The following is a 14,451-nucleotide window of genomic DNA, read 5'->3' on the forward strand; positions in this document are numbered from 1 at the left end:
GGGCTTCTTGTTTTCACAGCGCTATCAGAAGTATTTCATCTTCGGCGCTTGTTCTTTCAACGGCTCGTTCTTCGCCGTCTGTTCGTTCCAGCCACCACCCAGGGCCTTGTACAGGTTGACCTGGCTGACCAGCTGCGCCAGGCGGTCGGTGATCAACACCTGTTGCGCACTGAACAGCTGACGCTGGGCATCGAGGAAGGTCAGGTTGCTGTCGACACCGATGCGGTAGCGACGCTCGGCCAGGCGGTAGTAGTCCTGGTTGGCACTGACGAAGTCTTTCTGTGCCTGCAACTGCTGGACGTAGGTCTGGCGGGCGGCCAGGCCGTCGGCGACTTCCTGGAAGGCCGTTTGAATGGACTTCTCGTAGTTCGCCACGCCGATGTCTTTCTGGATTTTCGAGTAATCCAGGCTGGCGCTCAGGGCGCCGGCGTTGAAGATCGGCAGGTTGATCTGCGGCTGGAACAGCCAGGTGCCTGAACCACCCTTGAACAGACCGGACAGATCCGGGCTCAGGGTGCCGGCATTGGCTGTCAGGCTGATGCTCGGGAAGAACGCAGCCCGCGCCGCGCCGATGTTGGCGTTGGCGGCCTTGAGGTTGTACTCGGCCTGAAGGATGTCCGGACGACGATGCAGCAAGTCCGACGGCAGACCGGGCGGAACGTCGCTCAGCAGGTCGTCATCAAGCGGTTTGGCTGCTTGCAGGTTGGCCGGGACGCCGGTACCGAGCAGCAGCACCAGGCTGTTCTCGTCCTGGGCGACCTGGCGGGTGTACTTGGCCAGTTGCGCACGGGCGTTTTCCACCGAGGTGCGCGACTGCGCCAGGTCCAGAGCCGAGGCAACACCGACTTCGTTGCTGCGGGCGGTGAGCTTGTAGCTCTCCTCGAAGGCGGCCAGGGTGTCCTGGGTCAGCTTGTACAGTTCCTTGTCGGCCTGCCAGGTCAGGTAGGCGTTGGCCACGCTGGCCACCAGGCTGATCTGCGTGCTGCGGCGGCCTTCTTCAGTGGCGAAGTACTTCTGCAAGGCTTCTTCGTTCAGGCTGCGAACCCGACCGAACAGGTCGAGTTCATAGGCGCTGACCCCGACCGTGGCCGAGTAGGAACTGGTGATGCCGGCTTCGCCGGTCTGCGAAGCGTCAGCCGGAAGCCGCTGACGGCTGCCGGTGCCGTTGGCCGAGACGGCCGGGAACAGATCGGCACGGGAGATGCGGTACTGAGCCGCAAACGCGTCGATGTTCAGGGCCGCGACACGCAGGTCGCGGTTGTTTTCCAGGGCAACCTGGATCAGCTGTTGCAACGCCGGGTCATGGAAAAACTGCTTCCAGCCCTGCTCGGCAGCCGCTTGCGCCGGTGCCTGGGCCGGCGAGTACGCCAGGCCCTGCGGGTACTGGCCCGCCACCGGCGCTTCGGGCTGCTGATAATCAGGTATCAGCGAACAGCCACCGAGCACGAAGGCGGCGACTGTCAGGGAGAGTAGCGACTTGCTCATTAGCCAGCCTCTTTAGGAGTTTCAGTAGCGTCATCCTGGTCGGCGATTTTGCGCTGGCCTATGGACGACACGGTGACGAAGAACAGCGGGACCCAGAAGATCGCCAGCACAGTCGCCGTGATCATACCGCCGATCACGCCGGTACCGATTGCATGCTGGCTACCGGAACCTGCGCCCGTGGATATCGCCAGTGGTACCACGCCGAGAACGAAGGCGAGCGAGGTCATGATGATCGGTCGCAGACGCATGCGGCACGCCTCGATCGCCGCATCGCGCAGGCTACGCCCTTGTTCATGCAGCTCCTTGGCAAATTCGACAATCAGAATGGCGTTTTTCGCCGCCAGACCGATAGTCGTCAACAAACCTACCTGGAAGTACACGTCGTTGGACAAACCGCGCAGGCTGGTGGCCATCAGTGCACCGATGATCCCCAGCGGTACCACCAACATCACTGCGATCGGAATCGACCAGCTTTCATACAACGCCGCCAGGCACAGGAACACCATCAGCAGCGACAGGGCGTACAGCGCTGGCGCTTGTGAACCGGACAGACGTTCTTCGTACGACAGGCCGGTCCAGGAAATACCGACACCCGCCGGCAGTTTCTTGGCAATGGCTTCGACTTCGAGCATGGCTTCACCGGTGGAGTAGCCTGGCGCCGGGGCACCGAGGATTTCCATCGCTTCCACGCCGTTGTAGCGGGCCAGTTTCGGCGAACCGTAAATCCACTCGCCCTTGGCGAACGCCGAGAACGGAACCATGGTGCCGACGCTATTGCGCACGTACCACTTCTGCAGGTCTTCAGGGCCCATTCGAGCGCCTGGCTGGCCTTGCACGTAAACCTTCTTCACCCGACCACGGTCGATGAAGTCGTTGACGTAGCTACTGCCCAGGGCAATCGACAGGGTGTTGTTGATGTCGGCGATGGTAATGCCCAGGGCACTGGCCTTCTCGTCATCGATTTCCAGCTGGTATTGCGGTTCGTCGTTCAGGCCGTTCGGACGCACCTGAGCCAGAATCTTGCTTTGTGCGGCCATGCCGAGGAACTGGTTGCGCGCTTCCATCAGTTTTTCGTGGCCGATACCGGCACGGTCCTGCAGGAACACGTCGAAACCGGTGGCGTTACCCAGTTCCAGTACCGCCGGTGGCGCGAAGGCGAACACCATGGCATCGCGGAAGGTGAAGAAGTGCTGCTGGGCACGGGCCGCGACCTTGAACACGTTGTTGTCGGCGTTACGTTCGTCCCACGGGCGCAGCATGATGAACGCCATGCCCGAACTCTGGCCACGGCCGGCGAAGTTGAAGCCGGTCACGGTAAACACCGAGTTCACCGCATCGCCTTCACCGCCATCCTTGCCAGGGCGCAGCAGGAATTCACGCATTTCGTCCACGACCACCTGGGTGCGCTGGGAAGTCGAACCGGCCGGGGTTTGCACCTGGGCAAACAGTACACCCTGGTCTTCTTCCGGCAGGAACGCCGTTGGAATGCGGGCGAATAGCCAGATCATACCCACCACGATCAGCAGGTACGCCAGCAGATACGGGATCTTGCGCTGCAGGATATTGCCGACACCGCGTTCGTAGCTGCGAACGCCGCGGTCGAAATTGCGGTTGAACCAGCCAAAGAAACCGCGCTTGGGTACGCCGTGCTCGCCTTTCGGGATCGGCTTGAGCATGGTGGCGCACAGCGCCGGGGTGAAGATCAGCGCGACCAGTACCGACAGGGCCATGGCCGAGACGATGGTGATCGAGAACTGCTTGTAGATCACACCGGTGGAACCGCTGAAGAACGCCATTGGCAGCAGCACCGCCGACAACACCAGGGCGATACCGACCAGTGCGCCCTGGATCTGACCCATGGACTTCTTGGTGGCTTCCTTGGGCGACAGGCCTTCTTCGCTCATCACCCGCTCGACGTTTTCCACCACGACGATGGCGTCGTCCACCAGCAAGCCGATGGCCAGCACCATGCCGAACATGGTCAGGGTGTTGATGCTGAAACCGGCGGCCGCGAGGATGCCGAACGTACCGAGCAATACCACCGGTACGGTCATCGTGGTGATGATGGTGGCACGGAAGTTCTGCAGGAACAGGAACATCACCAGGAACACCAGAGCGACCGCCTCGACCAGGGTGTGAACCACGCCCTTGATCGATTCCGTTACTACCGGAGTGGTGTCATACGGGAACACCACTTCCATCCCTTCAGGGAAGAACGGCTTGAGGCTGTCGATGGTGGTGCGCAAGGCCTTGGCGGTATCGAGAGCGTTGGCACCGGTGGCCAGTTTCACCGCCAGGCCGGAAGCCGGGGCGCCGTTGAACTGGGCGTTGATGCTGTAGTTCTCGCCACCCAGACCGACTTCAGCGACATCTCTCAGGCGAACCTGGGAGCCGTCCTTGTTGACCTTGAGCAGAATCTTGTCGAATTGCTCCGCGGTCTGCAGGCGGGTCTTGCCGATGATCGTCGCGTTCAGCTGGGTGCCGGGTAGGGCAGGCAGGCCGCCGAGCTGGCCGGACGATACCTGGACGTTCTGCGCAGCGATGGCGGTTTTGACATCGATCGGGGTCAGGTTGTAGTTGTTCAACTTGGCCGGGTCGAGCCAGATACGCATGGCGTACTGGGAACCGAACACCTGGAAGTCGCCGACACCGGCGGTCCGCGAGATCGGGTCCTGCATGTTCGACACGATGTAGTTGGACAAGTCGTCCTTGGTCATGCTGCCGTCACGCGACACCACGCCGATCACCAACAGGAAGTTCTTCACCGCCTTGGTGACGCGGATACCTTGCTGTTGCACTTCCTGCGGCAGCAGCGGGGTGGCCAGGTTCAGCTTGTTCTGGACCTGAACCTGCGCGGTGTCGGAGTTGGTGCCTTGCTCGAAGGTCGCGGTAATGGTCATGGTGCCGTCGGAGTTACTTTCCGACGATACATAACGCAGGTTGTCGATACCGTTGAGTTGTTGCTCGATCACCTGAACCACGGTGTCCTGTACCGTTTGTGCCGAAGCACCCGGGTAGGCCACGGAGATGGCGATCGCGGGTGGTGCAATGCTCGGGTACTGGTTGATCGGCAACCGCAGGATCGATAGTGCCCCGACCAACATGATCACCAGGGCAATTACCCAGGCGAAAATCGGACGGTCGATAAAAAATTTCGACATGGTTTACTCCCCTTTGCCGCCAGAGGCTTTATCAGCTGCCTGGGCGGGGGCCGGGTTCATTGCGGCTACGTTGGTCGCTTCACTGGCCTTGACTTCGATGCCGGGTTTGACGAATTGCAAACCTTCGGTGATCAGGCGATCGCCGGCCTTCAGGCCGTCTTCGATCAGCCATTGATTGCCGACGGTGCGGTTGGCCTTGAGTTGACGCAGTTCGACCTTGTTGTCCGGGCCGACAACCAGTGCGGTTGGCGTCCCCTTGAGGTCGCGGGTGACGCCTTGCTGCGGGGCCAGGATCGCCGCGCTGTTCACACCGGCCAGCAACTTGGCGTGCACGAACATGCCAGGCAACAGGGTGTGATCAGGGTTCGGGAAAATCGCGCGCAGGGTGACGGAACCGGTGGTCTGGTCAACCGAGATTTCGGAGAACTCCAGCTTGCCGTCCAGCTTGTACTCGCTGCCGTCTTCCAGGGTCAGCTTGACCGAGGCTGCGTTATCGCCGGCCTTTTGCAGGCGACCGCTTTCCAGCTCACGGCGCAGTTGCAGCAACTCGACCGAGGACTGTGTCACGTCGACGTAGATCGGGTCGATTTGCTGGATCACCGCCATTGCGTCGACCTGGGCATTGCTCACCAGCGCGCCTTCGGTCACCGAGGAGCGGCCGATGCGGCCGGTCAGCGGGGCATAGACCTTGGTGTAGCGCACGTTGATCTGTGCGGTTTGCAGCGCGGCTTCCGATTGCAGGCGGTTGGCCACGGCGGTGTCGTATTCCTGACGGCTTACGGCTTGTTCGTCGACCAGTTGCTTGTAGCGGTCGGAAATCGACTTGGTCGAACGCAGGTTGGCTTCGGCGCTGGCGAGCGTTGCTTCATAGATCGACGGGTCGATCTGATAGAGCTGCTGGCCGGCCTTGACGTCACTACCTTCCTTGAACAGGCGCTTGAGAATGATGCCGTTGACCTGCGGGCGGACTTCGGCGATGCGGAACGCGCTGGTACGGCCGGGCAGATCGGAAGTCAGGGTGAAAGCTTGCGGTTGCAGAGTCACGACGCCGACCTGAGGCGGTGGGGCGGCCGGTGCTGCCTCTTCCTTTTTGCATCCGCTGAGCAGCGATGCCAGGGCGACGGCGGCGACCAGAGCGGTAACAGCTGGCTTGAATTGCATGAAAATCCTCGGGTCAGGCGCGCAAGGTGCGCACTAGAAAGGTGGAAGGTTGAAATTTGTTTGCCGAGTGGATAAGTAGCTTGCTAAGTAATATACTTACGTACATGGCTGTTTGTAAATACCCAGGCTGCGTATCAATGTCGTTACACCGGCCGTTACACAAGTCGTTGAAAGGTTGGAATTGTAGGCCGGGGACGAACCCCCAGAACGTTCGCCCCACTTTTATTCAGCCGATGTTCAGGCATCGCTGAGTCACCCTGATTGAGGTTGTACTGCCATGGTCCGTCGTACCAAAGAGGAAGCTCAGGAAACCCGCGCGCAAATTCTCGTGGCGGCCGAAAAGGCCTTTTACGAGCGAGGCGTGGCGCGCACGACCCTGGCGGACATCGCAACCCTGGCCGGTGTCACTCGAGGGGCCATCTACTGGCATTTCAGCAACAAGGCGGATCTGGTGCAGGCCATGCTCGACACCTTGCATGAGCCCCTGGAAGAAATGGCCAAGGCCAGCGAAAGCGAAGACGAACTCGATCCCCTGGGCTGCATGCGCAAGCTGTTGATTCATTTGTTTCATCAAATTGCGCTGGACCCGAAAACCCGACGCATCAATGAGATTCTTTTTCATAAGTGCGAATTCACCGATGAAATGTGCGACCTGCGCCAACAACGAGTTTCAGCCAGTCTCGAATGCAATGTGCGGATCGGCCTGGCCCTGAGTAATGCCGTGAATCGCGGCCAGTTGCCGGAAAACCTCGACACCGCCCGCGCAGCGATCAGCTTGCATGCTTACATTGACGGCATCCTGTACCAGTGGTTGCTGGCCCCCGACAGTTTTGAACTGCACGCCGAAGCCGAGCGTTGGATCGATACCGGGCTGGATCTGTTGCGCTTCAGCCCCAGCCTGCGCAAATAAAGCAAAATGCGTAATTGGTGCCTTGTGTGTCAACCACTGAGGCCGCAGATGAACAGTTCTTCACGCGCCCTTCGGCAATGGGGTGCTTTTATATACTTACACTCGGCAGGTTGACAGGTAGCAAGCTCAGTAATTTGTAGGGAATTTGTGTCGAGTCTGTGAGCGAATGTGAGTCTTCCGTTTTTTGCACCGTGCGGACATCGGTTTGTGAACTGATCTCGGGGCGCAGGGGAGGTCGGAGGGAGTGGCACAGAGGTCGGGACGTTCCCCTCCGACTTATTACGATGTCTATTTACTGATACTAAAGTCAACTATGTAACTGAAGGGTGGCTTCGTCATCTTTTTTGAGATCGTTGCGTTGCATTTGTACTGGCCATTTCCTGATGGTTCCACTGTTATCTTCCAGTCAGGTTTGTAGTCAGGCTCTAAAACGCCGTAACCAATCGGAGCATCCATCCGGGTTTTCAGTCGGCATCGATAACCATGCACTTCATATTCCAGGTCGAGGTTGACAGGTGCAACTTTTTGCCTGCGAGGTTGCCAGCCTGATTTGTCGAGTGTAAAGGGTCTTGGATAGGGTATGTCGAGGAATTCTTTGGTGCCTGGCCCGACGTTAAATGTGATTAAAGGACCATTCAGCGGAATTTCCAGACCCGAAATGTTCTTCAGTTTTAACGTGCCGAAAGTATTGTTCGATAGTTCTAGGGTGATGACGGTGTCGGTCATGCTGTTTGCATTGATTGAGTAAAATAAAAGCAATGCAAGTATTGGCAGTTTGTAAGTGTGCATTTTTGCTTACTCGTAGATGGGAGGCGCGGGGTTATTCCATGGTGAACTCAATGCTCATACTATTTGGGTGGCTATTTTTCACTTCAAGAATTTCAGTTGAGCAGTCAGCCGCTTCAGCACCCGTTGATTTGCCATTGCCCGACCAATGGGGCACTCGTTCGACATCGGCCCCTTGTTTTTCCAGCCTGACTTCAATGGATGCTGTGTATAGACATTCTTTGTTTCCCGAAATGTAGGCAAATGTTTCTGTCAACTCGGTCGCTTTACCGAAAGCAATGGAGCTGAAGAATTTTGGGAAGTCAGCTGCATATTCGGATCGGCCCTTGGCGGGGACATCGAACTCACTGATGGGGTAGGAGGAGTTGCTTTGTTTTTTTGTAGGCTTTGAAAGCTTCATTGTGTTGTTTGTGAGGTTTTTAATGTGATAGTGAATAGTCGTTGTGTCCGGGTCTTCGGATTGAATGAGTGGTTTGTACTTTTCGTTTGAAGCAAAGCTGGAGCTGCTTGTTGTGAGGGCGAGTGTTAGCCCTGTCAGAGTGATCTTTATGAGTTTTGCGAGTGAAGGCATTGGCTTAATTCCATTTAAGTAGTGCTTGGGTGTGAATGGGTTTAAGTCATTGTTGTTCGTGATGGGCGGTTATTCAATAAGCGGGCTGAAGTGAGTTGTTAGTTTATCTTGCTTGATGTGGATGGAGTGCTTGATGGGGGGAATCGAGAGAGTTAGTAAAAGCAGTATTGTTTAATTTTTTTCGGACAAAAAAGGCCTCGGCGCAAGAGCGCGGAGGCCTTTAAAACAAGAAAGTGTTAATTATAGCGTCGGGTAGTCGATGTAACCGACCGGACCCTTGGCGTAGAACAGTTCCGGGCGCGCTTCGTTCAGCGGCGCGTCGGCCTGCAAGCGTGCCGGCAGGTCAGGGTTGGCAATGAAAGGTACGCCGAAGGCGACTGCATCGGCCTGGCCGCTGGAGAGCAACGCGTTGGCGCTGTCCTTGGTGAAACGCTCGTTGGCAATGTAAGGGCCGCCGAAGGCTTCCTTGAGTTGTGGGCCGAGGCTGTCGGCACCTTCTTTTTCCCGCGAGCAGATGAAGGCAATACCACGCTTGCCCAGTTCGCGAGCGACGTAGGTGAAGGTTTCGGCCAGGTTGTCGTCGCCCATGTCATGCAGGTCCGCACGTGGCGACAGATGCACCCCGACACGGCCGGCGCCCCAGATTTCGATCGCCGCGTCAGTCACTTCCAGCAGCAGGCGGGCACGGTTTTCCAGGGAGCCACCGTAGTTGTCGGTGCGCTGGTTGGTACTGCTTTGCAGGAACTGGTCGAGCAGGTAACCGTTGGCAGCATGGATTTCCACACCGTCGAAGCCGGCCGCCTTGGCGTTCTCGGCACCGACGCGGTAAGCGTCGACGATGTCGGCGATTTCAGCGGTTTCCAGAGCGCGCGGCACCGGGAAGTCGGCCAACGGGCGAACCAGGCTGACGTGGCCCTTGGGCTGGATGGCGCTCGGGGCGACCGGGGCTTCATCGTTCAGGTACAAACCGTGGGAAATGCGACCCACGTGCCACAGTTGCAGGAAGATCTTGCCGCCCGCGCCATGGATCGCCTTGGTCACGTTGGACCAGCCGCGCACCTGGTCGTTGGACCAGATGCCCGGGGTGTCCGGGTAGCCGACGCCCATCGGCGTGACCGAAGTGGCCTCGCTGAGGATCAGGCCGGCGGAGGCGCGTTGCACGTAGTACTCGGCCATCAGCGCGTTGGGCACGCGACCTTCGTCGGCGCGGCAGCGGGTCAGTGGCGCCATGATGATGCGGTTGGCCAACTCGAGGTCGCCCAGTTTGATCGGATCGAAAATAGTCGTCATTTAATGGCTCTCTTTTGGAGATCAGTTAGAAGTAGCAGGGGCCAGATCGGGATTGCCGCTCTGACGGAAAGTAATCAGGGTCACCAGCAGGGCGAGTACCGCCAGTACGGCTGCCGCGAGCGGCACGCTGGTCAGGCCGAAGCCATGGGCGATCACACTGCCGCCGACCCAGGCACCCAGGGCGTTGCCGATGTTGAAAGCGCCGATGTTCAGGGTCGACACCAGGTTCGGTGCGGCCTTGCCGAAGGTCACCACGTTCACTTGCAGCGCCGGTACGGCGGCGAAGCACGCGGTGGCCCAGAGGAACAGGGTGATTTCGGTCGGGATCAGCGCAACGCTGGTCCAGGTCAGCACGGTGGACACCACGGCCATGGTGATGAACACGCCGATCAGCGTCGCGGCCATGCCTTTGTCGGCCAGCTTGCCGCCGATGATGTTGCCGACCGTCAGGCCCAGGCCGATGAGCATCAGAGTCCAGGTCACGCCACGGGGCGAGACGCCGGTCACTTCACCCAGCAGCGGTGCGACGTAGGTGAACAGGGTGAACACCGAGGCGGCGAACAGCGCGGTCATGCTCAGGGACAGCCAGATGCCGCCGCCCTTGAGTGCGGCCAGTTCGGCGCGCATGTCGAGTTTTTCTTCATCACGCTTGGCCGGCAGGAAGCGGATCAAACCGATCAGTGCGATCACACCGATCACCGTCACGGCCCAGAAGGTCGAACGCCAGCCGGCTTCCTGACCGAGGGCGGTGCCCAGCGGTACGCCAAGGACGTTGGCCAGGGTCAGGCCGGTGAACATCAGGGCCACGGCCGAAGCGCGTTTGTTGGCCGGCACCAGGCCAGCCGCCACCACCGAACCGATGCCGAAGAAGGCACCGTGGCACAGGGCGGTGACCACACGGGCAAACATCAGCACGTTGTAGTCGCCGGCCACCGCGCAGAGCAGGTTGCCGATAATGAAGATGCCCATCAATGCCACCAGGGCAGCCTTGCGCGGCAGCCGGGCGGTGGCCAGCGCCATGAACGGCGCGCCGATGGCCACGCCCAGGGCGTAACCGGTCACCAGCCAGCCGGCACCGGGAATCGACACACCGAGGTCGGCCGCCACATTGGTCAGCAGGCCCATGATGACGAACTCGGTGGTGCCGATGGCGAAGGCGCTCAAGGCCAGGATGAGTAGCGAGAGGGGCATTATTTAATTCCTTTTCGGCTGGATCAGAGCTCTTTACTGAAGGTTTTGAGGAATTCCTGAATGGTTTCCTCGTTGCGTTTGAAGAAGTGCCACTGGCCGACTTTGCGGCTGCTGATCAGGCCGGCGCGTTGCAGGGTCGCCAGGTGTGCGGACACCGTGGACTGCGACAAGCCGCAACGTTGATCGATCTGCCCGGCGCAAACGCCGTGTTCGTTGCTGTGGGACTGGTCGGGAAATTCGACGGTCGGGTCCTTGAGCCAGTGCAGGATTTCTCGCCGTACTGGGTGTGCCAGGGCTTTTATTATTTCGTCGAGATTGATGGTCATGATGTGGGCTCGTGATGTTTAAAACGCTATATCGCGATGAGGCGAACTTTAAATCGGTATTTCGCGATATACAAATATGATTTGGCTCTGACCCGCTCACATTTCGGTATATCGAGTTATAACGATATGTTGAGTGTAACAAGACAAGGGGGCAGTGCTAAGCTGCGCCCATGAACTATCTCGCACATCTACACCTCGGTGGCCAGCGTCCTGGCCAATTGCTCGGCAGTCTGTATGGCGATTTCGTCAAGGGACGGCTGCAAGGGCAGTTCGCTCCGGAAATCGAAGGAGCTATCCAGTTGCACCGCAGCATCGATGTGTACACCGATCGCCATCCGCTGGTGGACATCGCGTTATCGCGTTTTTCGCTGACCCGACGTCGCTACGCGGGGATCGTGCTCGACGTGTTTTTCGACCATTGCCTGGCCCGGGACTGGGCGCTGTATGCCGACCGGCCGTTGGAGCTGTTCACTTCAGACGTGTATCGCGTGCTGTCCAGCGAACGGCAGTTGCCGGAGCGGCTGGCGAAGATTGCCCCGCACATGGTGGCCAATGACTGGTTGGGGTCGTATCAGGAATTCGAAGTACTGGAACAGGTGTTGCGCGGGATTTCGCGGCGCCTGACCCGGCCGCAAGAGCTGGCGGCGGCGATGCAGGAGTTGCGGCGGTTGTATGAACCGTTGAGCGAGGATTTTCGGTTGTTCTATCCGCAGCTACAGGATTTTGCCCGGAACTATTCTGCGACATAAGACCCATGTGGGAGCGGGCTTGCTCGCGAAAGCGGCGTGTCAGCCGATATCAATGTCGCCTGACACGCCGCTTTCGCGAGCAAGCCCGCTCCCACAGGGGATCTGTGTTTAAGCTGCGATAGCAGGGCGCATCGGTGCTCGTTGCGGTTCGACAACAGTCCCGAACAACACCTTCTGCACCGCCTGTTGTGCCTCGAACGCCAGCGCTGCACGTTCCCGGCCCAGACACTCGATTGGCTTGAGCAGATGAATCTCCACACCGCCACGATCATTGGCAAACAACCGCATCAGGTGCGACAGCAAGTCATCGTCGCCAATAAACGGAGCCAGCGCGCAAGGCTCGCCGTCACGCACATAACGAATCGCCACCGGCTGCATCGCCACTTCGGAATCGATGGCGGCGGACAGCAGGCGGCCGTGGAAAGTACGCAGCGAACGGCCATCGGTGGTGGTGCCTTCCGGGAACATCAGCAGGGGGTGAGCCTGTTCCAGGTGACGGGTCATCTGCTTGCGGATCAATTGGCTGTCACCCGAGCCACGGCGGATAAACAGACTGCCGGCCTTGGCCGCCAACCAGCCGGCCACCGGCCAGGTGCGCACTTCAGCCTTGGACAGGAACGACAGCGGCGTGAGCATCCCCAGCAGCGGGATGTCGGTCCAGGACACGTGGTTGCTGACCCAGAGCATCGGCGTTTTCGGCAGCTCGCCATGCACGGTCACATCGAAAGGCAGGGCGTTGCTCAGGCGGGCCATGAAAAACCGCGACCAGCGCTGACGACGCGCCATCGAATGGGCCATGCCCAGACGCTCGAACACCCCGAACACACTGGCCATGCCCAGGCCCAGCGTTACCACCAGCAGCACTCGCGCGATTCGCGCGTACACCCGCAACCGGCTCATTACACAGCCGCCTTGAAGTGTTTGGCGTAACGCGGGCAGAGCTCGTCGCGCTTGAGCAGGATGAACACGTCGGCGACCTGGAAGTCTTCGTCCCAGCAGGGTTCGCCGCAGATCTTCGCGCCCAGGCGCATGTAGGCCTTGAGCAGCGGTGGCATTTCGGCGATCACGTTCGACGGGATGTCCAGGTTTGGCAGCGGGTTTTTCGGCTCGGCGCGCAGGTGTTCGGTGCACAGGTAGCGTTCGCGCAGACGCTGCATGATCGCGTGGGCCTGCACGCCGCCATCCTGCATCGGAATGCTCGCGCAACCCATCAGGTAGCTGTAGCCGCCCTGGTTCAGGACTTCGGCCAGTTCGCCCCAGAGCACGGCGATGGTGCCGCCGTTACGATAGGCCGGATCGACGCAGGTGCGACCGATTTCCAGGATCGGGCCTTGCAGGTGCACCAGGCCGTGGAGGCTGAATTCCTCTTCGCTGTAGAATTTGCCCAGGCTGCTGGCAGCCGTGTGGTCGAGCAAACGGGTGGTCGCCACCAGACGCCCTGTGTTCAGGTCACGCACGCCGATGTGGGCGCAGTGAACGTCGTAGTCATCCATGTCCAGACCCAGTTCCGCGCCTTTCAGCTTGGCGTTGAATTCACCGCTGAACACGTTGAAGCGCAAGGCCTGGGCCTCCTGCAATGCCTCTGCGCCCACCAGGCGTTCGGCTTGCAGGCGGCGTTCGTTGCCGGTGTCGCTGATGCGGGCGATCTGAGTCATGGCGAATCTCCGTGCGGGCTGCTTACCCGTCTTTGGGCTACAGCGAATCGACTTTCTTTGTCTAGCCGTGTTGTGCAAAGTCAGGCTATGTAGCCCCGGTGTCATCGCCATTAAGCTTTGGTGATGCTTATGTGACAGCCCTCGAGGAGCCTCCTATGCCCTGGCAAAACCTGTTGAACCGCCGTGATCGCTTGCCCGCCAACCCGGATCTGGCCGAAGGTTTCGCGACCTTGTTGCAGCAGTTGGGCACGGTCACGCCGTTTGAATTGGCCGTGCTTGGCGGGCGGTTGATGGCGACGCCGGGGCTGGCGTTTCTGGTGGGGTATCAGGCGGCCTTGCGCATGCTCTGGCCGAGCGCGCCCCTGAGCCTGGGCGCACTGTGCGCCACCGAACAGCGCAGCCTGCGCCCGGCCGACATGCAAACCCGGTTGAGCGGTTTGCGCTTGAGCGGACGCAAGGATTTCGTCACCGCCGGTAATGCCGCCGACTGGCTGCTGGTGGCGGCGCGCAGCGAAGAACCCGGTGCCGATCCACGCTTGAGCCTGGCGGTGATCTATCGTGATGAGCCGGGTGTGCGGGTGGAAAAACTGGCGCCGATCCCGTTGATGCCGGACATCAGCCATGGCCGCTTGTTTCTGGATAACGCGCTGTGCGAATTGCTCGCGGGGGATGGTTGGGACGCGTACGTCAAACCGTTCCGCACGCTGGAGGACATCTATGTACTGAGTGCCATGACGGCGTGGCTGTATGGCGTCGGTCAGGAATGCGATTGGCCGCAAGGCTTGCAACTACGTTTGCTGGCGGTGTTGGCCGGATGTGCGGAAACCAGCCGCCAGCCACCGACCCATCCGGCCGGGCATGTGTTGCTTGGCGGATTGTTTGCGCAGTTCGAAGGGCTCAAGGCTGAGGTGAATGAGGCGTTGGCTGAAGGGCCTCAAGAGTGGGCGGCGATGTGGCAGCGGGATCAGGCGGTGATGGAGTTGGCGGGAGGGGCGCGGGGGAAGAGGTTGGCCAAGGCATTGGCGGAATTTTCGTTGAATTGACTGGCCCCTTCGCGAGCAAGCCCGCTCCCACAATGGATCTTTGGTGTGAGCGAGATCCCTCGCGAAGGCGACCTGATTGGCAACATGAACTTCTGAACTGTCATCAACCTCGACTAGGCTCAG

13 protein-coding genes are annotated in these 14,451 nt (G+C 59.6%); 3 read left to right on the forward strand and 10 right to left on the reverse strand.

Translation table 11 applies throughout. The features are described from left to right. Positions 1 to 24: 24 nt before the first annotated feature. From emhC to AC07W4_RS21630, 3 genes are read right to left on the reverse strand one after another with little or no spacing between them, the layout of a single operon-like run. The gene (gene emhC, locus AC07W4_RS21620; protein WP_495033914.1) at positions 25 to 1,485 is read right to left on the reverse strand and encodes an efflux RND transporter outer membrane subunit EmhC; all 1,461 of its coding nucleotides are present in this window, start codon (positions 1,483 to 1,485) and stop codon (positions 25 to 27) included. Then, positions 1,485 to 4,646 carry an efflux RND transporter permease subunit EmhB gene (emhB, locus tag AC07W4_RS21625; protein ID WP_495033915.1) on the reverse strand — a complete coding sequence of 1,054 codons (3,162 nt, stop codon included), beginning with the start codon at positions 4,644 to 4,646 and terminating at the stop codon, positions 1,485 to 1,487. Before emhB ends, emhC begins: the two co-directional genes overlap by 1 nt. A gap of 3 nt (positions 4,647 to 4,649) precedes the next feature. Then, a complete protein-coding gene (locus tag AC07W4_RS21630; protein WP_008051784.1) occupies positions 4,650 to 5,807 on the reverse strand; it encodes an efflux RND transporter periplasmic adaptor subunit in 1,158 nt (385 codons plus the stop codon). 277 nt (positions 5,808 to 6,084) lie between these two features. On the opposite strand from AC07W4_RS21630, the gene emhR reads away from it, so the two are divergent. Then, positions 6,085 to 6,717 carry an efflux system transcriptional repressor EmhR gene (gene emhR / locus AC07W4_RS21635; RefSeq protein WP_495033916.1) on the forward strand — a complete coding sequence of 211 codons (633 nt, stop codon included), beginning with the start codon at positions 6,085 to 6,087 and terminating at the stop codon, positions 6,715 to 6,717. 288 nt (positions 6,718 to 7,005) lie between these two features. On the opposite strand, the gene AC07W4_RS21640 is transcribed toward emhR, so the two are convergent. From AC07W4_RS21640 to AC07W4_RS21660, 5 genes are all read right to left on the reverse strand, one after another. Beyond that, on the reverse strand, positions 7,006 to 7,506 hold the full coding sequence (locus AC07W4_RS21640) for a hypothetical protein (protein ID WP_495033917.1): 501 nt from the start codon (positions 7,504 to 7,506) through the stop codon (positions 7,006 to 7,008). Positions 7,507 to 7,537: 31 nt separating this feature from the next. Beyond that, positions 7,538 to 8,074 carry a hypothetical protein gene (locus tag AC07W4_RS21645; RefSeq protein ID WP_495033918.1) on the reverse strand — a complete coding sequence of 179 codons (537 nt, stop codon included), beginning with the start codon at positions 8,072 to 8,074 and terminating at the stop codon, positions 7,538 to 7,540. A gap of 240 nt (positions 8,075 to 8,314) precedes the next feature. Beyond that, the gene (locus AC07W4_RS21650; RefSeq protein ID WP_495033919.1) at positions 8,315 to 9,364 is read right to left on the reverse strand and encodes an alkene reductase; all 1,050 of its coding nucleotides are present in this window, start codon (positions 9,362 to 9,364) and stop codon (positions 8,315 to 8,317) included. Positions 9,365 to 9,385: 21 nt separating this feature from the next. Next, a complete protein-coding gene (locus tag AC07W4_RS21655; protein ID WP_495033920.1) occupies positions 9,386 to 10,555 on the reverse strand; it encodes an MFS transporter in 1,170 nt (389 codons plus the stop codon). A gap of 23 nt (positions 10,556 to 10,578) precedes the next feature. Beyond that, a complete protein-coding gene (locus tag AC07W4_RS21660; RefSeq protein ID WP_007983055.1) occupies positions 10,579 to 10,881 on the reverse strand; it encodes an ArsR/SmtB family transcription factor in 303 nt (100 codons plus the stop codon). A gap of 170 nt (positions 10,882 to 11,051) precedes the next feature. On the opposite strand from AC07W4_RS21660, the gene AC07W4_RS21665 reads away from it, so the two are divergent. Next, entirely contained in the window at positions 11,052 to 11,630 is a 579-nt protein-coding gene (locus AC07W4_RS21665) for an acyl carrier protein phosphodiesterase (RefSeq protein WP_495033921.1), read from the forward strand. A gap of 108 nt (positions 11,631 to 11,738) precedes the next feature. Here AC07W4_RS21665 and AC07W4_RS21670 read toward each other — a convergent pair whose 3' ends face one another. Together AC07W4_RS21670 and olsB are read right to left on the reverse strand one after the other, a co-directional pair. Then, the gene (locus AC07W4_RS21670) at positions 11,739 to 12,530 is read right to left on the reverse strand and encodes a lysophospholipid acyltransferase family protein (RefSeq protein ID WP_495033922.1); all 792 of its coding nucleotides are present in this window, start codon (positions 12,528 to 12,530) and stop codon (positions 11,739 to 11,741) included. Next, positions 12,530 to 13,285: an L-ornithine N(alpha)-acyltransferase gene (olsB, locus tag AC07W4_RS21675; RefSeq protein WP_495033923.1), complete on the reverse strand. Its 756-nt coding sequence runs from the start codon at positions 13,283 to 13,285 to the stop codon at positions 12,530 to 12,532. The genes AC07W4_RS21670 and olsB overlap by 1 nt, the downstream gene beginning before the upstream one ends. 155 nt (positions 13,286 to 13,440) lie before the next feature. On the opposite strand from olsB, the gene AC07W4_RS21680 reads away from it, so the two are divergent. After that, positions 13,441 to 14,328, forward strand: a complete 888-nt coding sequence (locus tag AC07W4_RS21680; protein WP_495033924.1) for an acyl-CoA dehydrogenase family protein — start codon at positions 13,441 to 13,443, stop codon at positions 14,326 to 14,328. The last annotated feature ends 123 nt before the right edge of the window (positions 14,329 to 14,451 follow it).

The organism is Pseudomonas sp. GW821-FHT02A08 (assembly GCF_059422045.1).